Below are 24,144 nucleotides of genomic sequence, written 5' to 3'. Positions count from 1 at the left end.
CCGACAATGGGTCCCGTGACCCCCGAAGACTTCGCCGCCCTCCTCACCCCCGAGGGCCGCGCCCTCCTCGATTCGCTCCGCGCCTACGACCCCGCCCAGGAGATCGCCGTCGCCACCCGGCTGCGCCGCGAGCACCCCGCCGGCCTGGTCTCCGCCGCGCTCGGGCAGGCCCGCCTGCGGCAGCGCGCGGTGGCGAAGTTCGGCGCCGAAGACGCCTTCCGGATGTACTTCACCCCCGGCGGCGGCGAGATGGCCACCCGCGCCTCCGTGGCCTCGTACCGCGCGCAGCGGCTCGCGGCCCTCGGCGTACGCTCCCTCGCCGACCTGTGCTGCGGTATCGGCGGTGACGCCCTCGCGATGGCACGGCTCGGCATCCGGGTGCTGGCGGTGGACCACGACCCGCTGACGGTCGCCGTCGCACGGGCCAACGCCGAGGCCCTCGGGCTGGCTGAGCTGATCGAGGTCCGGGAGGCTGATGTGACCCAGGTGGACGTCTGCGCCTACGACGCCGTCTTCATCGATCCGGCCCGGCGGGGCGGGCGCGGGCGCGTCTTCGACCCGGAGTCGTACTCGCCGCCGCTGTCCTGGGCCGTCCGCACCGCCGGGACGGTGCCGCACGCCGCCATCAAGATCGCCCCGGGCATTCCGCACGAGGCCGTGCCCGCGCGGGCCGAGGCCGAGTGGATCTCCGACCACGGGGACGTCAAGGAGGCCGTGCTCTGGTTCGGGACCTCGCCGGGGACGGTCCGCGCCACCCTGCTGCCCGGTCCGCGCGCCCTGCACACCGCCGATCCACTGCCCGACCCGCAGGCCGGGCCGGTCGGCCGCTACCTCTACGAGCCCGACGGCGCCGTCATCCGGGCCCACCTCGTCGCCGAGGTGGCCGAGCGGCTGGGCGGCCGACTGATCGACCCGACCATCGCCTACATCACCGCCGACGAGCTGCGCGCGACCCCGTACGCGACCGCGTACGAGATCACCGACGTGCTGCCCTTCGGGCTGAAGAAGCTCAAGGCGCTGCTGCGCGAACGCGGTGTGGGCGTCCTGACCGTGAAGAAGCGCGGCTCGGCGATCGAGCCGGAGGAGCTGCGCAGGAGGGTCAAGCCGCAGGGGCCGAACGCGGCGACGGTGTTTCTGACGCGGGTGGCGGGGGCTCCCTCGATGCTGATCGGCTCACCGGCGGCCGCTCCCGCGCCGGAGCCCGCGGCCGCGCGTCCGAGCCCGTAGGCCCTGTCGTCACAGTCCCGCCTGGCCCGGGCGTCTGGCACCCCACCTCTCCCCCAGCTACCGCAGGGAGGGCCCCCGGGTTGTCGTTGCGTCCGAGTACGTCCCGTACCCGGGCGCCCCGCCGCCTTGCGATGCGGGCACTACGCCGTAGGCCCGCGGAAGGCGCGTACCGCCCAGCGGTAGCGCGACCCCGCCTTCCCGGCGCCCAGCAGCCCGGTGATGCACAGGATCAGGCCGAGGCCCGTGCGGTACGCGAGTTCGCCGTACGTCACCTCGCCCGGCCGGGCCGGCTCCGGGAACCCGAAGCCCACCCACAGCCCGGCCGCGCACAGCCCCGGGGAAGCCGGCAGCCAGAGCAGGCTCCGCCCGGCGCGCGCACCCGGCGGTCGGCCGCCGGATCCCGGTCCGCCCCGGCCCACGCCCGCAGCAGCAGGCGCAGGCGCAGGCATGACCATAGCCCCGCCTTCCGGGCATGCCGCAATCCCCGCCGGGACCTCAAGGCGGGCGGACGGGGCCGGGCAGCATCCGTGATCCCGATCAGGACCGGTCCCCTTGGGACCGGTCCGGACCGGAGGGGACCGTCCGAACGGTCTAGACCGCGTCCGGGCCCGTCTCCACCGACTCGAACCGCCAGCGGTGCACCGCCCGCGCGATCAAGTCGGCCGAGGGCTCCGGCAGTTCGGGCAGGTCCGCCTGGACCCCCTTGTCCGTATCCCACCAGGTGATCACGAGCACCCGGTCCTGCGGGGCCCGGAACACCTCGCGGCGCACCGGCTCCCGGGCGAGGACCTGCGAGCGGGCCCACTCCAGCAGTTCGTTGCCCCGGCCGTCGGCGGCCCGGGCCTCCCACATCAGCGCGACCGTGCTCATCAGTACAGGTTGTCCTTGCTCAGCTCGTGCACGTGGTCGTGATCATGCCCGTGCCCATGACCCTGACCGTGGGCGTTGGCGTTGGCGTGGTCGTGGGGCTCGGCGGGAGCGACCCCCGGCACGTGCGGCTCCGTGACCGGCAGGGAGGAGTCCGCCGACATGTTCCAGTCCGAGGCGGGCCGGTTCCGCTTGACCATCTCCGCGCCCAGCGCCGCCACCATCGCGCCGTTGTCGGTGCAGAGCTTCGGCCGCGGCACCCGCAGGATGATCCCGGCGTCGTCGCACCGCTCCTGCGCGAGGGACCGCAGGCGGGAGTTGGCCGCCACCCCGCCGCCGATCATCAGGTGGTCGACGCCCTCGTCCTTGCACGCCCGGATGGCCTTGCGCGTCAGCACGTCGACCACGGCCTCCTGGAAGGACGCCGCCACATCGCGCACGGGCACCTCCTCGCCGGCGTTCCGCTTGGCTTCGATCCAGCGGGCGACGGCCGTCTTGAGCCCGGAGAAGGAGAAGTCGTACGCCGCGTCGCGCGGGCCCGTGAGGCCGCGCGGAAAGTTGATGGCCTTGGGGTCGCCCTCGCGCGCGAGCCGGTCGATGACCGGACCGCCGGGGAAGCCCAGCTGGAGTACGCGGGCGATCTTGTCGAAGGCCTCGCCCGCCGCGTCGTCGATGGTCGCGCCGAGCGGGCGTACGTCGGAGGTGATGTCGGGAGCCAGCAGCAGCGAGGAGTGCCCGCCGGAGACCAGCAGCGCCATCGTCGGCTCGGGCAGCGGCCCGTGCTCCAGCTGGTCCACGCAGATGTGCGAGGCGAGGTGGTTCACGCCGTAGAGCGGCTTGCCCAGCGCGTACGCGTAGGCCTTGGCCGCCGAGACGCCGACCAGCAGGGCCCCCGCCAGTCCGGGCCCGGCCGTGACGGCGATGCCGTCGAGGTCGCGGGCGCTGACCCCGGCCTCCTTCAGGGCGCGCTCGATGGTCGGGACCATCGCCTCCAGGTGCGCCCGGGAGGCGACCTCGGGCACGACCCCGCCGAAGCGCGCGTGCTCGTCGACGCTCGACGCGATGGCGTCCGCCAGCAGGGTGGTGCCCCGGACGATGCCGACGCCGGTCTCGTCGCAGGAGGTCTCGATGCCGAGGACGAGCGGTTCGTCAGCCATTGCTCTCACTGCTCTCACTTCTAGCTTGTGCGGGGTCGGTCAGTCGCATGACGAGCGCGTCGGCGTTCCCGGGCTGGTAGTAGCCGCGGCGGAAGCCGATGGGCTCGAATCCGAAGCGCTCGTAGAGCTTCTGGGCACGGGTGTTGTCCACGCGCACCTCCAGCAGCACCTCGGCGCATTCGAAGGCGCTGGCGGCGCGCAGGAGGTCGGTCAGGAGCCGGGCGCCGAGCCCGGTGCCCCACTGGTCGCGGGCGGCCGCGATGGTCTGTACGTCGGCCAGGTCGCCGGCGGCGGCCAGCCCGGCGTAGCCGACCAGCCGGCCGGTCCCGTCCTCGGCGACCACGTAGCGGCGGGTGGCCCGCGGCCCGCGGGCGTGGGCGAGCTCGGACCAGAACATGCCGGCGGACCAGGCGTCCTCGGGGAAGAGCTCCCGCTCCAGCTCCAGCACGGGCCCGATGTCCCACCAGCGCATCTCGCGCAGCACGACGAGGTCAGCGGCGGCCGTCACTGCGGGGTGACCACCTTGTAGTTCTTGGGCACCTGCGCGTCGGGGCGGCGCAGGTAGAGGGGGGCCGGGTTCAGACCCTCGGCGTTCTCGAACGGCACCCCGGCCGCCAGCCGTTCGGCGGCCAGCGCGGCCAGCGCGGCGGCCGACTGGTGCTCGGGCGCCCGCGCGTCCGGGAACACCCCGGGGTACAGGAAGGCGCCCTGGCCCACCGCGGGCAGCCCGGCGACCTGCTCGGCGATGTCGGAGGGGCGGTCCACGGCGGGCTCGCCGACGCGCGTGCGGGGGTCCTCGTACCGCGCCCAGTAGACCTCCTTGCGCCGTGCGTCGGTGGCGACGACGAAGGGCCCCTCGATCCCGGCGGTCCCCGCGGCGTACGCGAGGCCGTCGAGGGTGCACAGGCCGTGCACGGGCACGCCGAGCACGGCGGCGAAGGTGGCGGCGGTCACGAGGCCGACGCGCAGCCCGGTGTAGGGGCCGGGGCCGACTCCGACGACGATGCCGGTGACGGCATCGAGCTTCAGCCCGGCCTCGGCGAGGACCCGGTCCACGGAGGGCAGCAACAGCTCCCCGTGGCGGCGGGCGTCGACCTGATGCGACTCGGCGAGGACGGTCTCGCCGTCGTACAGGGCGACGGTGACGGCGGGCGTGGCGGTATCTACAGCGAGCAGGAGCACGCGAACAGCCTACGACTCCCACCCGCCGGCCCTTCGCGGCCGGTCTGGACGCACCCCGGCTGCTACCTTTCGACCGGGGTACCCGCGAGGTGCCCACCAGGCGGCGCGGGACAGGCGCGGAGAGGTGGAGCAAGGTGGCACGCAGCAGCTCGGGAATCGTGGCCGGGCTCACCGTGGCGGCACTCGCCGCGGTCGGCTTCCTCGGCTACCAGGCCTCCGCGACCGCGCCGGCGCCCCCCGCGCAGGCGGCCCCGCAGGCCCCGGTCGTCGCGCCGAGCCAGCCCGCCGCCCAGCAGGACCCGGCCAAGCCGGCGCCCGTACCGCCCGGCTCCGGCACCGGGGTGCGCGTCGTGTACTCCGTGAGCCAGAAGCGGGTGTGGCTGGTGGGCGAGGCCGGGCAGGAGCCGAAGTCGTTCCCGGTGGTGCCGAGCACGGTGCACCCCAAGCCCGGGACCTACACGGTCGGTTCGCGCTCGGGCGCGGTCACCGGCTCGGACGGGGTGCCGATCGAGCACGTCGTGCGGTTCGCCGTCACGGAGGGCGTGGCGGTCGGCTTCAGCGCCCGCGTGGACGGCGCGACGCCCGCGCCCGATCCGAACATGAGGACCGGCGGCGTGCGCATGTCGCGGGCCGACGCCGACGCCATGTGGGCCTTCGCGACGATCAACTCGAAGGTCGTCGTCCTTCCCTGAGGTCCCGGCCGTACGGCTCACTCTCACCCGTACGGAGGACCCCGTACGCCAAACCCGCACGGGGGACACCGGTCCCGTCAGGCCGCTTCGGTTTCCGGGGCGGCCTGTGCGCCGTTCCCGCCGAGCCCCGCGCGGCCGGCCTCGGCGGGCTCGTCGGCATCCGGTACGTGCGCCCGCGCGGGCGGCGTCGAGACGGCGGTGGCGGCCACGCCAGCGGCGAGCAGCGCCCGCATCGACACGGCGGACGGGCGTGGTTCGCGCTGTGCTCCTGCTGGTGCCGACATGACTGCCTCCTGGGCCCGGGACGCCGAACTTAGGCATACCTAAGAAACGCTCGGTACCATGGGACCACGCGGGCCGCCACCAGCGCAATATCTTCCCGACGAGTTGTCGGTACGTTTACCCCGGGAGGGCGGCGGCCAGTTCGTCGAGCCCGGCCGCGGCGGCCCAGCGCGCCCCGACACCGCGCACCGCGACCTGCCGTACGTCGTCCAGGACCTGCTCGTGGCCCACGGCCCGCCCGATCACCACGTGCAGGCGGTCGTCGGAGAGCTCCTCCACCTTGCCGTCGCCCCATTCCACGACGACCACGGACTCGGGCAGCGAGACGTCGAGGTCCAGGTCCTCCATCTCCTCCAGCCCGCCGCCCAGGCGGTAGGCGTCCACGTGCACCAGCGCCGGCCCCGCACCCAGCGGGGGGTGCACACGGGCGATCACGAAGGTCGGCGAGGTCACGGCTCCGCGCACGCCCAGCCCCTCACCGAGGCCGCGGGTCAGGGTGGTCTTGCCCGCCCCCAGCTCGCCGGTCAGCAGGACGAGATCGCCCGGGCGCAGCAGGCCGGCGATCCTGCGGCCCAACTCCTGCATCGCGGCGGGCGATTCGACGGTGATCAGGGTCTCGGCCGGGAATCCGGCCTCAGCTGCCGGCGCCTGGCCGCGCCGCGCTTCCAGCGGTACTTCTTCCATGTGGCCCCACGGTAGTCGCTGCGGGCACCACCCCGGCGCGCTCCAGCAGCTCCGTCAGCAGCCGTGTCACGGTCTCGGGCTGCTCCAGCATCATCAGGTGCCCGGCGGACTCCAGGACGGCCAGCTCGGCGCCCGACAGCGCGTCCTTGATGGCTTCGCTGTGCGCGAGCGGGGTGATCATGTCCCGGTCGCCCGCGATGACGGTGACGGGGATGTCCGCGAGCGCCTGGAGCGCCGCGCCCTTGTCGTGGATCTGGAAGGCCGGGTAGAACTCGGCCACCACGTCGATGGGGGTGGCCTCGATGAGCCGCTCCGCGAAGCGGGCGACGGCCGGATCCACGTCGCGGGAGCCGAAGGAGTACATCTTGATCATGCCCGCGAAGAGGTCGGCGGTGGCCCTGCGGCCCTTCTCCACCAGCTCCACCTGGGTGCCGAGCGCCTTGAGCACCCCCGGCAGCAGCCTGCGTACGGCGCCCAGCCCGACGGCGGGCAGCCCGTACGTGACCTCGTCCAGGCGGCCGCTGGAGGTGCCGACGAAGGCCACGCCCGCGACCCGCTCGCGCACGAGGTCGGGGAACTGCTCGGCCAGGCCCATGATGGTCATACCGCCCATCGAGTGACCCACGAGGATCAGCGGGCCCTCGGGCGCGGCGGCGTCGATGACGGCCTTCAGGTCGCGCCCCAGCTGCTCGATGGTCACCGGCTCGCCCTTCGCCTGGGCGAGGCCGCGCCCGCTGCGGCCGTGGCTGCGCTGGTCCCAGTACACGGAGCGGACCACTCCGCGCAGGGCGGCGCGCTGGAAGTGCCAGGAGTCCTGGCCGAGGCAGTAGCCGTGGCAGAAGACGACCGTGGCCGGTGCGGGGGCCGCGGCCTTGCGCCGCAGCCGCCTCTTGGCGTCCGCCGGGAGCGGGTCGACGCGGTCGGTCTCGTCCACCTCGTAGTAGAGCTCGGTGGCGTCCTCGGCCCGGCAGCTTCCCTCGGTCCCGCGCAGGGAGCCGTAGTCCCCGGCGGCGTCCAGCGCGAGGCGTGCCTTCATCCGCATGCCGCGCCCGACGGTGATCCGTTCGACCGCGACACCGGCGGCCGCGCCCGCGGCCAGTACGCCGATGGCGGCGCCGGCCCAGCCGGCCTTGCGCCAGTTCTCGCCCACGCCGCCGCCCACGCCGCCGCCCTCGCTCCGCTCAGCCGCCCAGGTACACCCGGGGCACTCGACTACCGATACGGGTGACGATCTCATACGCGATGGTGTCCGCCGCCTGGGCCCAGTCCTCGGCGGTGGGTTCGCCGCGCGCGGCATCGCCGAAGATCACGGCTTCGTCCCCGACCCGGGCGGTGTCCTCGCCCAGATCGACCACGAACTGGTCCATGGCGACGCGCCCGGCGACCCGGCGCAGCTTGCCGGCGACGAGCACCGGGCCGCGCCCGGAGGCGTGCCGCGGGATGCCGTCGGCGTAACCGGCCGGGACCAGCGCGAGACGGGTCTCGCGGTCGGTGACGTAGTGGTGCCCGTAACTCACCCCGTGGCCCGCGGGCACGGTCTTGACCAGGGCCAGGGAGGCCTTGAGGGCCATGGCGGGGCGCAGGCCCAGCTGGGCGGGCGTGCCGAGCTCGGGCGCGGGCGAGACCCCGTAGACGGCGAGCCCGCAGCGCACCAGGTCGAAGTGGGACTCCGGCAGGGTGAGGGTGGCCGGCGAATTGGCGATGTGCCGGACCTCGGGCTCGACGCCCTCCTTCTCGGCGTACGCGAGCATGTCGCGGAAAGCGGCCAGCTGGAGCGGGATCGAGGGGTGGCCGGGCTCGTCGGCGCACGCGAAGTGCGACCAGACGCCGGTGACCCGGACGGTGCCCTCGGCCTCGGCGGCGACGGCCGCCCCGACCAGTTCCGCCCAGTCGGCGGGCTGGCAGCCGCCGCGGCCGAGCCCGGTGTCGGCCTTGAGCTGGACGCGCGCGGTACGCCCGGCGGCGCGCGCGGCGGCGCGGACCTCGTCCAGCGCCCACATCGCGCTCACGGAGACGTCGACGTCGGCCTCGACCGCCTCCCGCCAGGGCCCGCCGGGGGTCCACAGCCAGCACATGATCCGGCCCCCGATCCCGGCGGCGCGCAGGGCGAGCGCCTCGTCGGGGGTGGCCGTGCCGAGCCAGGTGGCGCCGGCCTGCCGGGCGGCTTTCGCACACTCCAGAGCCCCGTGCCCGTAGGCGTCCGCCTTGACCACGGCCATCAACTCGGCCCGGGGCGCCCGCTCGCGCAGTGCGCGTACGTTCCCCCGTACGGCGTCAAGATCGATCTCGGCGTACACGCGCGTCGGTGTGTCGTTCATCCCCCCCAGTCTCTCAGAACCCCCACCCACCCCCAGCTCAGCCCCACCTTGGGCGCCCCTAACCTTGGAGCCCCTGGCCAGCCTTTCCTGCCCGGCCGGCGATTGAGGCGGCCTTTCCAGCCCCGCCGGCGCGTCCCAGCAGCCCTCCGGCACTGAGGCGCCCCCTTCCAGCCCCGCCGGCGTTTGAGGCGCGCCCTTTCAGCCCCGCCGGCGATTGAGGCGCGCCTTCCAGCCCCGCCAGGGGGCATCTCCGCACGGAGTCTGGGGGGGGTTAAGGCGCGGGGTCCGGGGCGGAGCCTCAGCAGCGGCGCCGCACCCGCACGCACCGCCCACCCCACGGCACGGTCACCCGTACACCCCCCGCCAAGCCCCCGGCAGGGCCTCGGCCACCTCCTGCGCGAGCACCGGCGCTCCGGCCGCCGCCCGCCTCCCCGCCAGCCCGTGCAGGTACGCGCCCACCGCCCCCGCGTCCGCCCCGGACAGCCCGCCCGCCAGCAACGCACCCGTCAGCCCCGACAGCACGTCCCCGCTCCCGGCGGTGGCCAGCCAGGGCGTCCCGGTCGGGTTCACCCGGACGGGGGAGCCCGCCGGGCCGGAGGCCACCAGCGTCGTCGAGCCCTTCAGCAGCACCGCCGCCCCGTACCGCTCCGCCAGCGTCCGCACGGCGGACAGCCGCCCCGCCTCCACCGACTCCCTCGACGCCCCGAGCAGCGCCGCCGCCTCCCCCGCGTGCGGGGTCAGCAGGGTCGGCGCCGACCGGGCCCGCAGCAGTCCGGCGTCGAGCCCGCGCAGTCCGTCCGCGTCGACCAGGACCGGGACGTCCTGGGCCAGCAGGTCGGTGACCTGTCCGGCGCGCCCCTCCCCCAGTCCGGGCCCGACCACCCACGCCTGCACGCGTCCGCCCCCGATCAGCGTCTCGGGGTACCGCGCGAGCACCGCCTCCGCCGCGGGTCCTACGTACCGCACCGCGCCCGCGCCGCCCCGCAGGGCCCCCGCCACGGCCAGCACCGCCGCGCCCGGGTACTGCGTGGACCCGGCGACGATCCCGACCACGCCCCGCCGGTACTTGTCGCTGGACGCCGTCGGCACGGGCAGCAGCCCCGCCACGTCGGCGTGCTGCAAGGCCTCGACCACCGCCGCCGGCCGGGCCCCGGCATCCGCGTCCGTATCCCCACCCGCACCCGCCAACCGCAGCCCGATGTCCACCAGGTGCACCGCGCCCGCCAGCGAGGCCCCGGGGTCGATGAGCAGCCCGGGCTTGTACGCCCCGAAGGTCACCGTCACGTCGGCCGCCACGGCCCGCCCCGGAACCTCGCCCGTGTCCGCGTCCACCCCGCTCGGCAGGTCCACCGCCACCACCGGAGCCCCCTCGGGGAGCTGGTCCACCAGCGCGGCCCCCGCCGGCCGCAGCCCGCCGCGCCCGCCGATCCCGAGCAGCCCGTCCACCACGAGGTCCACCCGGTCCGCCGGCACCCGCTCGGCCACCCGCCCGCCGGCCGCCCGCAGTGCGGCGAGGCCGCCCGCGTGCATCCGCTCCGGATCCATGGGCACGGCCGTCACCGCGACCCCGCGCCGGGCGAGGCGCGCCCCGGCGTACAGCGCGTCGCCGCCGTTGTCCCCGGGCCCGACGAGCAGCGTGACCCGCCCTCCGTACACCCCTCCGCGCCGCCGGGTCAGCAGCCCCGCGCAGACGGTGGCCAGCCCGGCCGCCGCCCGCCGCATCAGGGCGCCCGCGGGCAGCTCGGCCATCAACTCCCGCTCGGCGACCCGTACGGTCTCCACGCTGTAAGCAGTACGCATGGGACCAGCCTGCCCGACACGGCCCCCGAGCCCGTCCTAACCCTCGGCGATCACCACGGCGGAGGCGACTCCCGCGTCGTGGCTCAGCGAGATGTGCCAGGACTTGACGCCCAGGGCCACCGCTCGGGCCTCGACCGTCCCGCACACCCGCAGCCTCGGCTGCCCGCTGGCTTCGACGTACACCTCGGCGTCGGTCCACAGCATCCCGCCGGGCGCGCCGAGCGCCTTGGCCAGCGCCTCCTTGGCGGCGAACCGCGCGGCGAGCGAGGCGATTCCGCGCCGCTCGCCGCTGGGCAGCGTCAACTCCTCGCCGACGAAGAGCCGCTGCGCCAGATTCGGCGTACGCTCCAGCGCCGCGGCGAACCGGTCGATCTCCGCGACGTCGATACCCACGCCGATGATCACAGCAACAGCCTTACTCTTCCGCTGACTTCACAGCCGCCTACGTGCCGGTGGACCGGCGGCCTGATCCGCCTGCTCCGCTCACTCCACCGTCACCGATTTGGCAAGGTTACGCGGCTGGTCGACCTCGTTGCCCCGCGCGGTCGCCAGCTCGCAGGCGAACACCTGCAAGGGCACCGTCGCCACCAGCGGTTGCAGCAGCGTCGGCGTGGCCGGGATCCGGATCAGGTGGTCGGCGTACGGTACGACCGCCTCGTCGCCCTCCTCCGCGATCACGATGGTCCGCGCGCCGCGCGCCCGGATCTCCTGGATATTGGAGACGATCTTGTCGTGGAGGACCGACCGGCCCCGCGGCGAGGGCACGACCACCACCACCGGCAGGTCCTTCTCGATGAGGGCGATCGGCCCGTGCTTGAGCTCGCCCGCCGCGAAGCCCTCGGCGTGCATGTACGCCAGCTCCTTGAGCTTGAGCGCGCCCTCCAGCGCCACCGGGTACCCGACGTGCCGGCCGAGGAACAGCACGGTGTTCTTGTCCGCCAGCGAGCGCGCCAGCTCCCGTACCGGCTCCATCGTCTCCAGTACGGTGTCCACCGCGCCGGCGATGTCCGACAGCTCGCGGATCACCGCCTCGATCTCGTCGCCCCACTTGGTGCCGCGCACCTGGCCGAGGTAGAGCGCGACCAGGTAGCAGGCGACCAGCTGCGTCAGGAACGCCTTGGTCGAGGCGACGGCCACCTCGGGACCGGCGTGCGTGTAGAGCACGGCGTCCGACTCGCGCGGGATCGTCGACCCGTTCGTATTGCAGATGGCCAGCACCTTGGCCCCCTGCTCGCGCGCGTGCCGCAGCGCCATCAGGGTGTCCATGGTCTCGCCGGACTGCGAGATCGCGACCACCAGCGTCCGCTGGTCCAGGATCGGGTCGCGGTAGCGGAACTCGCTCGCCAGCTCCGTCTCGCACGGGACACGGGTCCAGTGCTCGATGGCCAGCTTCGCGATCATGGCCGCGTGGTACGCCGTACCGCACGCCACGATCACGACCTTGTCGACCTCCCTGAGCACCGAGACGGGGATGCGCACCTCGTCCAGGGTCAGCGAGCCGCTCGCGTCGATCCTGCCCAGGAGGGTGTCGGCGACAGCCTTCGGCTGCTCGGCGATCTCCTTGAGCATGAAGTAGTCATAACCCCCCTTCTCGGCCGCCGAGGCGTCCCAGTCCACGTGGTACGCCCGCACGGACGCGACCGAACCGTCGAAGTTGGTCACCGAGACCCCTTCGCGGCGGAGCTCGACGACCTGGTCCTGCCCCAGCTCGATCGCGGACCGGGTGTGGGCGATGAACGCGGCCACGTCCGAGGCGAGGAAGTTCTCACCCTCTCCAACGCCCACCACCAGGGGCGAGTTCCGGCGCGCACCGACGACCACGTCCGGTTCGTCGGCGTGCACGGCGACCAAGGTGAACGCCCCCTCCAATCGCCGGCACACCTGCCGCATGGCCTCCGCCAGGTCCCGGGTGGCCGCGAAGTGCTCGGCCAGCAGGTGCGCCACGACCTCGGTGTCCGTCTCGGACTCCAACCGGTGTCCGCGCTCGGACAGTTCCGCGCGCAGGACGGCGAAGTTCTCGATGATGCCGTTGTGCACGACGGCCACCCGGCCGGAATTGTCCAGGTGGGGATGGGCGTTGACGTCGGTGGGTCCGCCGTGGGTCGCCCACCGGGTGTGTCCGAGCCCGGTGGACCCGGAGGGCAGCGGATGCCCGACCAGTTCCTTCTCCAGGTTGACCAGCTTTCCGGCCTTCTTGACGGCGGCGAGCTCCCCCTCGCTGAGCACGGCGACCCCGGCCGAGTCGTAGCCGCGGTATTCCAGCCGCTTGAGTCCGGCGATGACCACATCGAGCGCCGACTGCGCTCCCACGTAACCCACAATTCCGCACATAGGCCGCAGCGTACGCCGTGGTTGACCGCCCGCCGGGTACCCGGAGACGGGAAAACCCCGCCCCGGCGAATACGCCGGAGCGGGGTTGACGCCTGTTCGAACGACTCGACCGGCCACCGGCCCGTGGACCGCCGGGCCCCGCTGAGCCTCGGCTGAGTCAGACGAGGGCGGGCCCGGGGTGAGCGGAGGCGAGCCGGGGCGGGCAGGGCTCAGGTCAGCCGAGCTTCTTGACCTGCGCGTCGACGATGCCCTGGGGCAGAGCGGCCTTGAGGCCCCAGGTGTAGAAGGTGGCCAGGGCATTGCCCTTGCGCACCGCCACGAGGTGGCCGGTGGACTTGTCCCCGTCCTCCAGGTCCATGACCACGGTGTAGGACACGGCCTCGTCACCGCCCGTGACGGCAGCACCCTGGGTGACGCTATCGAGCTTGGTCTTCTCGCCCCCGGAGGTCACCGTGTACCCGCCGGCGCACGCGGCGCCCGCGGCCTTGACGGAGGCGAAGGCCTCCTCCGCGCCCTTGGCGTCGTACGAAGAGACGGTGACCAGGGTCTGGTCCCCGCCAAGCGCCAGCAGGCCGGCCTCGATCTTGTCCTCAGCCGAAGCGCCGGCGGCCGGCTCCTTGGGCTTGACCTTGGCGGCGGTACGGCCGATCCCGGTGGCCGGACCGATCTTCTGGGCGGACTGGATCTGTGCCAGCGGCTTGCAGGCGGCGTTGTCGGATTCGGTCACCACCGCGGCGGCCTTGGCGGCGCCCTCAGCCGATACCACCTGGTCCGGGAGCTCCGCCTGCGTGACGACGAGAGGCGCCACCTCGGCATCCGTCTTGCCCTTGGCGGCTGGCGCCGCCGACGTCGCCGGGGCGCTGGGGGCGGCCTTCGGGTCCGTGTTGCCCGACCCGCCGCAGGCGGTGGCCAGCACGGCCAGGGACACCGCGGACGCGGTCAGGACGGTACGACGGACAAGAGCGGTGCGCACGAAAAGGTCTCCCCGTGGAAAATAACAGCGGCAGGGCAGCCCGGCCAGCGCCCGGCAGGAGCACGGTGCGCATCGGAGCAGCGGTGATCGACAATGTACGTGCCGCTTGATCACCCGACCCGGCATTTTCCGGCCCGGCCCCGCAATCGTGATCCTGGCGAGACCCCAGAGCCCCGCAAATCGATACGCGGCCGCGTGCAACCCCGCCCGGCAAAACAGCCCCGGTCCGCCCGCGGGGCCCCGCGCCCGCCCCGCCCCGTCCGCCTCCGCACGTGACCGACCACACCACCCACAACCGCCTTCCAGCCACGACAATGGCAGGTGTGATCACTTCGCCGCCACGAAGCAGCACGCCGGACAGCGCAATGGAGCGCACCGGCCGGGCCGGGCACGCAGCACGCCGGGCCCCCGACGCCTCCCCCTACGTCGACCTCACCCGCGCCGAGTGGAGCGCCCTGCGCGAGCGGACGCCGCTCCCCCTCACCGCCGACGAGGTCGAGCGGCTGCGCGGCCTCGGTGACGTCATCGACCTCGACGAGGTCCGGGACGTCTACCTCCCCCTCTCCCGCCTGCTCAATCTCTACGTCGGCGCCACCAGCAACCTCCGCGGCACCCTCAACACCTTCCTCGGCGACGCGGGCAACGGGCACGGCGCCCAGCAGGGCACCCCCTTCGTCATAGGGGTCGCCGGCTCGGTCGCCGTCGGCAAGTCCACCGTGGCCCGTCTCCTCCAGGCCCTGCTCGCCCGCTGGCCCGAGCACCCGCGGGTGGAGCTCGTCACGACCGACGGCTTCCTCTACCCGATGAAGGAGCTCCAGCGCCGCGGCCTGACCTCGCGCAAGGGCTTCCCGGAGTCCTACGACCGCCGCGCGCTCACCCGCTTCGTCGCGGACATCAAGGCCGGCAAGGACGAGGTCAGGGCGCCGGTCTACTCGCACCTGATCTACGACATCGTCGAGGGCGAGGAGCTCGTCGTACGCCGCCCGGACATCCTCATCGTCGAGGGCCTCAACGTCCTGCAGCCGGCCCTCCCGGGCACGGACGGGCGGACCCGCGTCGCTCTGGCGGACTACTTCGACTTCAGCGTGTACGTGGACGCGCGCCCCGAGGACATCGAGCGCTGGTACCTGGGCCGCTTCCGGAAACTGCGCGAGACCGCCTTCCAGAATCCTTTCTCCTACTTCCGCAAGTACACCCAGGTCTCCGAGGAGGAGGCCATGGAGTACGCGCAGACGATGTGGCGGACGGTCAACAAGCCCAACCTGCTGGAGAACGTGGCCCCCACCCGCGGCCGCGCCACCCTCGTCGTCCGCAAGGGCCCCGACCACAAGGTGCAGAAGCTGAGCCTGCGCAAACTCTGACGGGGCGGACGCGTTGGCTAGGGTGCGGTCATGCTGCATCTGCGGATGATCACCCCGGCCGGCCTCACCGACGAGGTGGTCGCGCTCGTCGAGAAGACGGTCGGGACCACCCACCTGGCCATCCTGACGGGCGCCGCCCGCGACCCCGTCGGCGACGTCGTGCTGTGTGACGTGGCGCGAGAGGCGGCCGGCGAACTGCTCGCCGGGCTCCGCGCGCTCAAGCTGGACGAGCTCGGCTCCATCGCCGTCGAGAACGTCGACCTCTCCCTCTCCAGGACGGCCGACCAGGCCGACAAGGACGCTCCGGGTGAGCCCGCGGACGCGGTGATCTGGGAGCAGCTGACGGACGCGACACACGAGGAGTCCACCCTCTCCGTCACCTATCTGGCCTTCATCATCCTCGCGACGATGATCGCGGCCTGCGGTGTGGTGCTCGACAACGCGGTCCTGATCGTGGGCGCGATGGCGGTCGGTCCGGAGTTCGGCCCGCTCGCCGGGGTCTGCACCGGCCTGGTCCAGCGCGCCCCCCGGCTGGCGGCACGCTCCCTGATCGCCCTGCTGGCGGGCTTCGCGGCGGCCATCGTGGCGACCACCGGGTTCAGCCTGCTGATGGACGCCCTCGGCCAGTTCGACCAGGGCATGCTGGACAATCCCCGCCCCAACACGCGTTTCATCTGGCAGCCGGACCCGTTCTCCTTCATCGTGGCCGTGCTGGCCGGCGCGGCCGGGGTCCTGTCGCTGACCTCGGCGAAGTCCGGGGCCCTGGTCGGCGTGGCGATCTCGGTCACCACCGTCCCGGCCGCCGCCAACGCCGCCGTGGCGCTCAGCTACGGCGACGTGGGCCAGATGTGGGGCTCCGCCGAGCAGCTGCTGCTGAACCTGGCCGGGATCATGCTCGCCGGCACCCTGACGCTCGTGATCCAGAAACTGCTGTGGCGCACCCCGCCCGGCCGCCGGACCCGTACGCCGAAGGTCTGAGGCCTGGCCCGGACCCGCTCGGCAGCGGTACCGAGGCCCCGGGGGGCCGATGCGCCGCGGAGCCGTGCGCGGCGGCCTCCGCGTCAGCCGCCGGCCGGGCCGATGAGCTGCAGGTCCACGTAGCCGGAGTTCGGGTTGCTGCCGGCGGGATCGCCGTCACCGGCCTCGATCACGGACATCTTCCAGAGCCGTCCGGCGAACTCCAGGGTGTCACCGACCCTGGCGTCCCGGTACAAGGCGTCCCCGCCGTCCCGGCTCGCGATGCTGATGTCGGCGCGCGGGCCGGAACCGATCTCGGTGACCACGGCGCTGTACTGCCCGCCGTACTCGTTGTTCGGCACGTGCCAGCGCAGGCGGAACCGCCCGTCGACCAGGGACGGCCAGGTGGCATCGGAGCTGGGCTGCGGCGACCCGGTCACGTTCTTGTGGTCCTTCGGCGTGAGTACGACCCGGTAGGTGCAGATCTGCGAGACGGTGAACGCGCTACTGCCGACCGTCAGGGGCTGGCCCGGCGTCACGGTCCAGGACTCGGTTCCGGCCTGCGCCGTACCGGAACCGGTGCCGTTCGTCAGCACGGCGGTACGGGACGTGCCGTCCGCCTGTGCCTCCTTGTACAGGACCGGACCGGCGCCGGGCAGTTGGACGAAGCCGCCGCGCAGGACGTGGAATCCCTTGGCGGCCGGGTCGCCGGCGCACTCGGGCCCCTTGTCGGCGGGCGGCTCGGGGCGTGCGGTGGACGGGCTCGGGGAAGCCGTGGCGTGCTCGGCCTTCGTCCCGGACGGGCCGCAGGCGGCGGCGAGCAGGGCTCAGCCGGCGGCCGCGGTGAGTCTGACTGTCTTCACAGGCGCCAGTTCGACGGTCGGTGGTCGCATCAGACCTGTGGAGAGGTGTTGCTGACGGGGCGGTACCACCCGTCCGCGCCGGAAACGCTTCGGCCCCGCCGCCCGGACATCCGGGGCGGCGGGGCCGAGGCGCTCTTCGGGACCGGGACCGGCGGTCTAGCCCAGCGCCGCCTTCACGACGTCCGCGAGCCGCCCGGCGACCGCGCGGGCCTGCTCGATGTCGGCGGCCTCGACCATCACCCGTACGAGCGGCTCCGTACCGGACGAACGCAGCAGCACCCGTCCGGTGGTGCCCAGCTCGCGCTCGGCTTCGACCACCGCCGCGGCCAGCTCCGCCGAGGTCGTGACCCGGGACTTGTCCACGTCGGGAACGTTGATCAGCACCTGCGGCAGCCGCCGCATGACGCCCGCCAGCTCCGCGAGGGACCGGCCGGTGGCCGCGACCCGCGCCGCCAGCAGCAGACCGGTCAGCGTGCCGTCCCCGGTCGTCGCGTGGTCGAGGATGATCACGTGGCCGGACTGCTCGCCGCCCAGCGCGTAGCCGTGCTGCTTCATCGACTCCAGGACGTAGCGGTCACCGACCCCGGTCTGCACGACCTGGATCCCCTCGCCCTCCATGGCCAGCTTGAAGCCCAGGTTCGACATCACGGTGCCGACCACGGTGTTCTCGCGCAGCTGGCCCGCCTCGCGCATGGCCAGCGCCAGCACCGCGAGGATCTGGTCCCCGTCGACCTCCGCGCCGGTGCCGTCCACCGCCAGGCAGCGGTCGGCGTCGCCGTCGTGCGCGATGCCGAAGTCGGCGCCGTGCTCGATCACGGCCTGCTTGAGCAGGCCGAGGTGGGTGGAGCCGCAGCCGTCGTTGATGTTCAGGCCGTCGGGCTCGGCGCCGATCGTGATGATCTCGGCGCCCGCGCGGGTGAAGGCCTCGGGCGAGACGCGGGCCGCGGCGCCGTGCGCCTCGTCCAGCACGATCTTCAGGCCTTCGAGGCGGTTGGGGAGGACCCCGATGAGGTGGGCGACGTACTTGTCGAAGCCCTCGTCGTAGTCCGAGACCCGGCCGACGCCCGAGCCGGTGGGCCGGTCCCAGGGCGCGCCGGTGCGGTGCTCCTCGTAGACGGCTTCGATCCGGTCCTCCAGCTCGTCGGCGAGCTTGTGGCCGCCCCGCGCGAAGAACTTGATGCCGTTGTCGGGCATGGCGTTGTGGCTGGCGGAGAGCATCACGCCGAGGTCGGCGCCCAGCGCACCGGTGAGATACGCCACCGCCGGGGTGGGCAGCACACCGACGCGCAGGACGTCCACGCCCGCGCTCGCGAGGCCCGCGACGACGGCGGCCTCCAGGAACTCGCCGGAGGCCCGCGGGTCGCGGCCGACGACGGCGGTCGCCCGGTGGCCCGCGAAAGAGCCCGCTTCGGCCAGTACGTGGGCAGCCGCCACGGAGAGGCCGAGCGCGAGCTCAGCCGTCAGATCCGCGTTGGCTACGCCGCGTACACCGTCCGTCCCGAAAAGTCGTCCCACTGTTGTCCTCCCGAGTTCACGCTTCACTTGTGACCGCATGTGACAGGTATGTGCCGCTTATGGCGGTAAACGAACCGCCCCGGCAGCACAGAGAGTGCTGCCGGGGCGGTTTCGTGCAGAACAGCAGGCGCAGATTAACGCTTGCTGTACTGCGGAGCCTTACGGGCCTTCTTGAGACCGGCCTTCTTGCGCTCGACCGCACGGTCGTCGCGGGAAAGGAAGCCGGCCTTCTTCAGCGCCGGGCGGTTGTTGTCGACATCCGCCTCGTTCAGCGCGCGGGCCACACCGAGGCGCAGGGCGCCGGCCTGGCCGGAGACGCCGCCACCCGCGATGCGGGCGATGATGTCGTAGCGGTTGTCCAGCTCAAGGAGCTTGAACGGCTCGTTGACTTCCTGCTGGTGCACCTTGTTGGGGAAGTAGTCCTCAAGGGTGCGACCGTTGATCTTCCACTTGCCGGTGCCCGGAACGATCCGGACGCGGGCGATGGCGTTCTTGCGACGGCCCAGGCCGGCGGCCGGCTGGGGGTCGCCGAAGCGGCCGGCAAGGGACTCGGAGGTGTAGTCGCCCTCGACGGCGACCTCAGACTCGCTGGTGTACTCCTCGACGTTGCCCTCGAACTCGTCGACGGGGGTCGTCTCGGCGGTGGTCTCGGCCACGATGCTCCTCAGAATTTTCTACGTCTTAGGGGGTGGCCGGAACTACTGCGCGACCTGGGTGATCTCGAACGGCACCGGCTGCTGGGCAGCGTGGGGGTGCTGGTCGCCCGAGTAGACCTTCAGCTTCGAGAGCATCTGACGGCCCAGGGTGTTCTTGGGGAGCATGCCCTTGACGGCCTTCTCCACGGCCTTCTCCGGGTTGTTCGCCAGGAGGTCGTCGTAGCGCACCGAACGGAGACCGCCCGGGTAGCCGGAGTGGCGGTACGCCATCTTCTGGGACGCCTTGTTGCCGGACAGGTGAACCTTGTCGGCGTTGACGATGATGACGAAGTCGCCCATGTCCATGTGGGGGGCGTAAGTCGGCTTGTGCTTACCCCGCAGGAGGGCAGCGGCCTGGGTCGCCAGACGGCCGAGGACAACGTCCTGGGCGTCGATGACGAGCCACTGGCGCGAGATGTCGCCGGGCTTGGGGCTGAACGTACGCACGCGTATGCCTTCGCTTCTTCAGTGGTGGTATCCCAAGGGCGCAAGCCCCATGGGAAGGTCCTGACAGGGTCACCACGGACGATCACGACAGCCCTCGTTCACATCGGGGACGCAACCCGTGTGAACTGCTGGTCATCGGTCCGGTGGACCGGCGCAAGGCCCTTTCACGTGAGAATGAGCAAGCCAATACGCATAACAAACCAGCAGAGTACCCAAGCAGACCCGTATGGGTCAAAACGCGGTCCGCGATGCCGATTCTGCTGACGTCGCGGCGCACTCCGGTTCGGTCCTGGGTAGGGACCCCGCAGTTGTTACGGGCCCCAGAATAACCCGTCCCGGGCGCAGCGCACGACGCGCCAGCAGAATCGCGAGCCCGCACAGTGTGGCGCAGTCCTTGAACGCCCGCCGCTTGGCCTCCAGCTCCGAGGGCCAAGGAACACCCGCCACCTGGGGCCCCATCGCCGCCCAGAACCACGGCGAGCGCGGCATCGAGCCCGGCCGCACCGCCGAGGCCAGCAGCAGCGGAAGCACCACCAGCAGGTAGTGGTCGAAGGAGGGCCGGGACACCAGGAATGCGGCGAGCATCACCATGCAGGCCGTCTCCACCAGCCTCAGCTCGCCGCCGTCGCCGTCGCCGTCCCCGCTCCTCTCCGCGTCCGTACCCCGCCACCGCGTCCAGGCCGCCCACAGGCCCACCCCGGCCCCCACGAACGCGACCAGCACCGCCAGCGGCTCGGGCACCCCCAGCCGCGGCAGCACCGCGATCGGCGAGGCGTCCCACGGCAGCGCGTACGAGTCCTGCCCCTGGAGCAGGAACGGCAGGGTCTTGGTGAAGAACAGCGACGGGCTCGGCATCATCAGCGCGCCCGCCAGCGAGAGCCCCAGCGGTACCAGCACGGCCGCGGCCAGCCCCCGCCACTGCCGCGCGAGCAGGAACAGCAGCCCGATCGGCACCAGCATCGGCTTGCAGGCGATCGCCAGCCCGACCACCAGCCCGGCCGCCCCCCACGACCGCCGGTGCGCCAGCAGCAGGGCCACGGGCAGGGCCGCGGCGGAGATGGCCGTCCAGTTCCCGATCAGGACGAGGTTCACGTACGGCTTGTAACCGATGGCGAGGAGCGCGAAGCCGCCCACGGCGAAACGTGAGCGCAGGGGCACCGAGAACAGCCTCAGCGCCGCCCACCAGCCGGTCCCCAGCAGCCCGGACATGCCCAGAGGCAGGACCCAGCGCAGCACCGCCTGCGGCAGCAGCGCCTCCGGGACGGCCATGAGCACGGCGCTGGGCAGGTAGAGGAAACGCTTGTCCTCGTACGGTGAGCCGCCGTCCAGGAGCGTCTGGGCCGCCTTGACGACGAAGGCGTTGTCCGAGCCCCAGTTCGCCCGCAGGCTCGTGGAGACGGCGATCCCGAGGATCACCGCGAGCGATACGGCCTGCCAGGACCGGGGCGCCGGGAGCAGCAGCCAGTCGACCAGCCGGCTGCCGGAGCTCCGCTGCCCGGGGGCCCGCTTCCCGGCGGCCCGGTCACGGGTGGTCTGGTCACGGGTCGTCTGCTTCTCCCACTTCATCAGCCAGATGCTAGGCCGCAGCCCCACAACGACTCCCCCTCACTCGGCCGAGGGGGTGGTCTCCCCCTAGCGCTTGCGCTCGACTCTACGTTCGTCCCAGACGGGTTCCTGAGTCTCCCGCACAACGCCGTCCGAACCGAAGACCAGGTAACGGTCAAATGTGCGCGCGAACCACCGGTCGTGCGTGACGCACAGCACGGTGCCGTCATACACCTCCAGGCCGTCCTGCAGCGCCTCCGCCGACTCCAGGTCCAGGTTGTCCGTCGGCTCGTCCAGCAGCAGCGCCGTGGTCCCCGCCAGCTCCAGCAGCAGGATCTGGAAGCGCGCCTGCTGGCCTCCCGAGAGCTTCTCGAAGGGCTGGTCGCCCTGGCGCTCCAGCTCGTAGCGCCGCAGTACGGACATGGCCGCGCCCCGGTCCTTGGCGCTCTGCGACCACAGGATGTCGACCAGCGTGCGGCCGAACAGCTCGGGATGGGCGTGCGTCTGCGCGAAATGGCCGGGGATCACCCGCGCGCCCAGCTTCCACGTGCCGGCGTGCTTGACGTCCTCGCCGGCCAGCAGCCGCAGGAAGTGCGACTTCCCGGAGCCGTTCGAGCCGAGCACCGCGACCCGCTCCCCGTAGAAGACCTCCAGCGAGAACGGCTTCATCAGGCCGGTCAGCTCCAGGTTCTCGACGGTCAGGGCGCGCACCCCCGTACGGCCGCCCTTGAGCCGCATCCGGATGTCCTGCTCCCGCGGCGGCTCCGGCGGCGGACCCGCCTCTTCGAACTTCTGGAAGCGGGTCTGCATCGCCCGGTACCGCGAGGCCATGTCGGGGCTGCTGGCCGCCTGGTTGCGCAGCCGCAGGACCAGCGCCTTCAGGCGGGCGTGCTCCTCGTCCCAGCGCCGCTTGAGCTCCTCGAAGCGCGCGAAGCGCTCCTTGCGGGCGTCGTGGTAGGTCGCGAAGCCCGCACCGTGCACCCACACGTCCGTACCCGCCGGCCCCGGCTCCAGGCTGATGATCTTCTCGGCCGCGCGGGACAGCAGCTCCCGGTCGTGCGAGACGAACAGCACGGTCTTGCGGGTGGCCTTCAGCTGCTCCTCCAGCCACCGCTTGCCCGGGACGTCCAGGTAGTTGTCCGGCTCGTCGAGCAGCAGCACCTCGTCCGGCCCGCGCAGCAGCGCCTCCAGGACGAGCCGCTTCTGCTCACCGCCGGAGAGCGTGCGCACCTCGCGGAACTGCGCGCTGTCGTACGGGATGCCCAGCGCGGCCGTGGTGCAGACGTCCCAGAGGGTCTCCGCCTCGTACCCGCGCACGTCGGCCCAGTCGCTGAGCGCCTGCGCGTACGCCATCTGGGCGGCCTGGTCGTCCACCGTGAGGATCAGGTGCTCGGCGCGGTCCACGGCCTTCGCGGCCTCCCGGATCCGCGGCTGGGACACCGATACCAGCAGGTCCCGCACGGTCGTCTCGTCCCGCACGGAACCCACGAACTGCGACATCACGCCGAGCCCGCCACTGACGCTCACCCCGCCGCCGTGCGGCTGGAGCTCTCCGGAGATCAGCTTCAGCAGGGTGGTCTTGCCGGCCCCGTTCGCCCCCACGAGGGCGACCACCGCCCCCTCCCCCACCCGGAAGGAGACGTCGGGGAGCAGGACCCGTCCGTCGGGAAGGTAGTACTCCAGGTGGCCGGCTTCGAGATGTCCCATGCCGGGCATTGTCGCCGCCCGTCAGGCCCGGGCCCAAACCCATAAACGGCGGATCGAGGACGGCCGGCGGTCAGCAGCAGCCCGCACCCGGCAGCGTCCGCATGTTCCGCGCCTGCTCGCTGCGCGCGGCCAGCAGCTCGTCCGCCGGGTAGCCGACCTCCTCCAGGGTCAGCCCGTGCGGCTTGACCACGTGCACGGAGGAGTCCCGTACGCCCGCTGCCAGCACCCGGCCGGGCCAGTCGGCCGGCCGGTGACCGTCCCCGACGTGCAGCAGCGCGCCCACCAGGGAGCGGACCATGTTGTGGCAGAAGGCGTCGGCGCGGACGGTCGCGGTGATGATCCCGTCCTCGCCGCGCTCCCAGCTCAGCTGCTGGAGCGTACGGATGGTCGTGGCGCCCTCGCGCTTCTTGCAGTACGCGGCGAAGTCGTGCTCGCCGACCAGCGCGGCGGCGGCCTCGTTCATGGCGTCCACGTCGAGCGGCCACGGGTGCCACAGCACGTGGCCGCGGAGCAGCGGATCCACCCCGGCCTGGTGGTCGGACACGCGGTAGGCGTAACGGCGCCAGATGGCCGAGAAACGCGCGTTGAAGCCCTCCGGGGCCTCGGCTGCCCTCCACACCCGTACGTCGTGCGGCAGCCGGCCCGCGAGGCGCCGCAGGAGCTTGTCGTGGTGCTCCGCCCACACCTCCGCGGGCAGGTCGAACTGCGCCACCTGGCCGCGGGCGTGCACGCCCGCGTCCGTACGCCCGGCCACCGTCAGCTCCACCGGCTCGGACAGCCGCATGACGGTCCGCAGAGCCGATTCCAGCTCGCCCTGCACGGTCCGCAGCACGCGCTGCTTCGCCCAGCCGGAGAAGTCCTTGCCGTCGTACGACAGGTCCAGCCGCACCCGGACGTGCCCGGGCCCCACCTCGTCACTCACGTGACCGATCCTCTCAGAAACCTTGAAAACGCCAGGGAAACGCGGAACGGGCCCGCCCCGGGAAGGGGCGGGCCCGTCAGAGCCGTTCAAGCAGACGAGATCCCGGAGGATCAGGCCTCCTTGGTCTCCTCGGCGGCGGGCGCCTCGGTGGTCTCGGCCTTGGTCTCGGCCTCGGACTCCTTGACCGCGCGCTTGGTGGCGGCCTCGGCCTCACCGGTGGCCTGCTGGGCGACCGTAAGGGCCTCGACCAGCTCGATCACGGCCATCGGGGCGTTGTCGCCACGACGGTTGCCGATCTTGGTGATGCGCGTGTAACCACCGGGGCGGTTCTCGTAGCGCGGGGCGATCTCGGTGAACAGCGTGTGCACGATGCTCTTGTCCGTGATCGTCTGCAGCACCAGGCGACGGTTGTGGATGTCGCCCTTCTTGGACTTGGTGACCAGACGCTCGGCGTAGGGACGCAGGCGGCGGGCCTTGGCCTCGGTGGTGGTGATGCGGCCGTGCTCGAAGAGCGCCTTCGCGAGGTTCGCGAGAAGGTGCTTCTCGTGCGCGGCGCTGCCGCCCAGACGGGCACCCTTTGCGGGACGCGGCATGGTGATACTCCTTCATATCTGCACCG

At 72.7% G+C, this 24,144-nt stretch carries 25 protein-coding genes; 4 read left to right on the top strand and 21 right to left on the bottom strand.

What is annotated here, in order from left to right; translation table 11 throughout:
* The first annotated feature begins 6 nt into the window (after positions 1-6).
* Positions 7-1,227 (top strand): class I SAM-dependent methyltransferase, encoded by a 1,221-nt coding sequence (locus tag ACWDX7_RS00890; RefSeq protein WP_451488936.1) that lies wholly within the window; start codon positions 7-9, stop codon positions 1,225-1,227.
* A 140-nt stretch (positions 1,228-1,367) separates the two neighbouring features.
* Here ACWDX7_RS00890 and ACWDX7_RS00885 read toward each other — a convergent pair whose 3' ends face one another.
* From ACWDX7_RS00885 to tsaB, 5 genes are all read right to left on the bottom strand, one after another.
* Positions 1,368-1,676, bottom strand: a complete 309-nt coding sequence (locus tag ACWDX7_RS00885; protein WP_451488937.1) for a hypothetical protein — start codon at positions 1,674-1,676, stop codon at positions 1,368-1,370.
* Between the two features lie 142 nt (positions 1,677-1,818).
* Entirely contained in the window at positions 1,819-2,097 is a 279-nt protein-coding gene (locus ACWDX7_RS00880; protein ID WP_451488938.1) for a hypothetical protein, read from the bottom strand.
* Positions 2,097-3,251, bottom strand: a complete 1,155-nt coding sequence (gene tsaD / locus ACWDX7_RS00875) for a tRNA (adenosine(37)-N6)-threonylcarbamoyltransferase complex transferase subunit TsaD (protein ID WP_451488939.1) — start codon at positions 3,249-3,251, stop codon at positions 2,097-2,099. Before tsaD ends, ACWDX7_RS00880 begins: the two co-directional genes overlap by 1 nt.
* A complete protein-coding gene (rimI, locus tag ACWDX7_RS00870; RefSeq protein WP_451489149.1) occupies positions 3,244-3,723 on the bottom strand; it encodes a ribosomal protein S18-alanine N-acetyltransferase in 480 nt (159 codons plus the stop codon). Before rimI ends, tsaD begins: the two co-directional genes overlap by 8 nt.
* Before the next feature lie 32 nt (positions 3,724-3,755).
* A complete protein-coding gene (gene tsaB, locus ACWDX7_RS00865; protein WP_451488940.1) occupies positions 3,756-4,433 on the bottom strand; it encodes a tRNA (adenosine(37)-N6)-threonylcarbamoyltransferase complex dimerization subunit type 1 TsaB in 678 nt (225 codons plus the stop codon).
* Between the two features lie 134 nt (positions 4,434-4,567).
* Here tsaB and ACWDX7_RS00860 point away from each other — a divergent pair, with 134 nt between their 5' ends.
* On the top strand, positions 4,568-5,125 hold the full coding sequence (locus ACWDX7_RS00860; protein WP_451488941.1) for a L,D-transpeptidase: 558 nt from the start codon (positions 4,568-4,570) through the stop codon (positions 5,123-5,125).
* A gap of 77 nt (positions 5,126-5,202) precedes the next feature.
* Here the strand turns inward: ACWDX7_RS00860 and ACWDX7_RS00855 are convergent, their stop codons facing one another.
* The 8 genes from ACWDX7_RS00855 to ACWDX7_RS00820 all read right to left on the bottom strand — a co-directional run bounded on the left by ACWDX7_RS00855 (position 5,203) and on the right by ACWDX7_RS00820 (position 13,513).
* Positions 5,203-5,409, bottom strand: a complete 207-nt coding sequence (locus tag ACWDX7_RS00855) for a hypothetical protein (protein WP_451488942.1) — start codon at positions 5,407-5,409, stop codon at positions 5,203-5,205.
* Positions 5,410-5,524: 115 nt separating this feature from the next.
* Positions 5,525-6,091 carry a tRNA (adenosine(37)-N6)-threonylcarbamoyltransferase complex ATPase subunit type 1 TsaE gene (gene tsaE, locus ACWDX7_RS00850; RefSeq protein WP_451488943.1) on the bottom strand — a complete coding sequence of 189 codons (567 nt, stop codon included), beginning with the start codon at positions 6,089-6,091 and terminating at the stop codon, positions 5,525-5,527.
* Positions 6,042-7,328 (bottom strand): alpha/beta fold hydrolase, encoded by a 1,287-nt coding sequence (locus ACWDX7_RS00845; RefSeq protein ID WP_451488944.1) that lies wholly within the window; start codon positions 7,326-7,328, stop codon positions 6,042-6,044. The genes tsaE and ACWDX7_RS00845 overlap by 50 nt, the downstream gene beginning before the upstream one ends.
* A complete protein-coding gene (alr, locus tag ACWDX7_RS00840; protein WP_451488945.1) occupies positions 7,273-8,409 on the bottom strand; it encodes an alanine racemase in 1,137 nt (378 codons plus the stop codon). The genes ACWDX7_RS00845 and alr overlap by 56 nt, the downstream gene beginning before the upstream one ends.
* Positions 8,410-8,754: 345 nt before the next feature.
* Positions 8,755-10,209 (bottom strand): NAD(P)H-hydrate dehydratase, encoded by a 1,455-nt coding sequence (locus tag ACWDX7_RS00835; protein WP_451488946.1) that lies wholly within the window; start codon positions 10,207-10,209, stop codon positions 8,755-8,757.
* A 36-nt stretch (positions 10,210-10,245) separates the two neighbouring features.
* Complete coding sequence (locus tag ACWDX7_RS00830; protein WP_451488947.1) at positions 10,246-10,614, bottom strand: holo-ACP synthase; 369 nt, start codon at positions 10,612-10,614, stop codon at positions 10,246-10,248.
* A gap of 78 nt (positions 10,615-10,692) precedes the next feature.
* Positions 10,693-12,540, bottom strand: coding sequence for a glutamine--fructose-6-phosphate transaminase (isomerizing) (gene glmS / locus ACWDX7_RS00825; protein WP_451488948.1), 1,848 nt, complete (start codon positions 12,538-12,540; stop codon positions 10,693-10,695).
* Positions 12,541-12,754: 214 nt separating this feature from the next.
* Complete coding sequence (locus tag ACWDX7_RS00820) at positions 12,755-13,513, bottom strand: hypothetical protein (RefSeq protein WP_451488949.1); 759 nt, start codon at positions 13,511-13,513, stop codon at positions 12,755-12,757.
* Between the two features lie 365 nt (positions 13,514-13,878).
* Between ACWDX7_RS00820 and coaA the strand changes: the two genes are divergently transcribed.
* Together coaA and ACWDX7_RS00810 are read left to right on the top strand one after the other, a co-directional pair.
* Entirely contained in the window at positions 13,879-14,874 is a 996-nt protein-coding gene (coaA, locus tag ACWDX7_RS00815) for a type I pantothenate kinase (RefSeq protein ID WP_451489150.1), read from the top strand.
* 30 nt (positions 14,875-14,904) lie between these two features.
* The gene (locus ACWDX7_RS00810; RefSeq protein ID WP_451488950.1) at positions 14,905-15,852 is read left to right on the top strand and encodes a DUF389 domain-containing protein; all 948 of its coding nucleotides are present in this window, start codon (positions 14,905-14,907) and stop codon (positions 15,850-15,852) included.
* Positions 15,853-15,935: 83 nt separating this feature from the next.
* Here ACWDX7_RS00810 and ACWDX7_RS00805 read toward each other — a convergent pair whose 3' ends face one another.
* From ACWDX7_RS00805 to rplQ, 8 genes are all read right to left on the bottom strand, one after another.
* Positions 15,936-16,427 (bottom strand): hypothetical protein, encoded by a 492-nt coding sequence (locus ACWDX7_RS00805; RefSeq protein ID WP_451488951.1) that lies wholly within the window; start codon positions 16,425-16,427, stop codon positions 15,936-15,938.
* A gap of 423 nt (positions 16,428-16,850) precedes the next feature.
* Positions 16,851-18,209, bottom strand: a complete 1,359-nt coding sequence (gene glmM, locus ACWDX7_RS00800) for a phosphoglucosamine mutase (RefSeq protein ID WP_451488952.1) — start codon at positions 18,207-18,209, stop codon at positions 16,851-16,853.
* 134 nt (positions 18,210-18,343) lie between these two features.
* Entirely contained in the window at positions 18,344-18,865 is a 522-nt protein-coding gene (gene rpsI / locus ACWDX7_RS00795; protein WP_451488953.1) for a 30S ribosomal protein S9, read from the bottom strand.
* Positions 18,866-18,907: 42 nt separating this feature from the next.
* Positions 18,908-19,351 carry a 50S ribosomal protein L13 gene (gene rplM / locus ACWDX7_RS00790; RefSeq protein WP_393746931.1) on the bottom strand — a complete coding sequence of 148 codons (444 nt, stop codon included), beginning with the start codon at positions 19,349-19,351 and terminating at the stop codon, positions 18,908-18,910.
* Between the two features lie 231 nt (positions 19,352-19,582).
* Positions 19,583-20,917 carry a glycosyltransferase family 87 protein gene (locus ACWDX7_RS00785; RefSeq protein ID WP_451488954.1) on the bottom strand — a complete coding sequence of 445 codons (1,335 nt, stop codon included), beginning with the start codon at positions 20,915-20,917 and terminating at the stop codon, positions 19,583-19,585.
* Between the two features lie 66 nt (positions 20,918-20,983).
* Positions 20,984-22,603, bottom strand: coding sequence for an ATP-binding cassette domain-containing protein (locus ACWDX7_RS00780; RefSeq protein WP_451488955.1), 1,620 nt, complete (start codon positions 22,601-22,603; stop codon positions 20,984-20,986).
* Positions 22,604-22,673: 70 nt separating this feature from the next.
* Complete coding sequence (gene truA / locus ACWDX7_RS00775; RefSeq protein WP_451488956.1) at positions 22,674-23,525, bottom strand: tRNA pseudouridine(38-40) synthase TruA; 852 nt, start codon at positions 23,523-23,525, stop codon at positions 22,674-22,676.
* Positions 23,526-23,635: 110 nt separating this feature from the next.
* A complete protein-coding gene (rplQ, locus tag ACWDX7_RS00770) occupies positions 23,636-24,118 on the bottom strand; it encodes a 50S ribosomal protein L17 (protein ID WP_451488957.1) in 483 nt (160 codons plus the stop codon).
* Positions 24,119-24,144 lie beyond the last annotated feature (26 nt).

This window comes from Streptomyces sp. NPDC003034, from assembly GCF_053591375.1.
The sequence above is the reverse complement of the archived record's forward strand: the minus strand, read 5'-3'. Positions and strand labels throughout refer to the sequence as shown.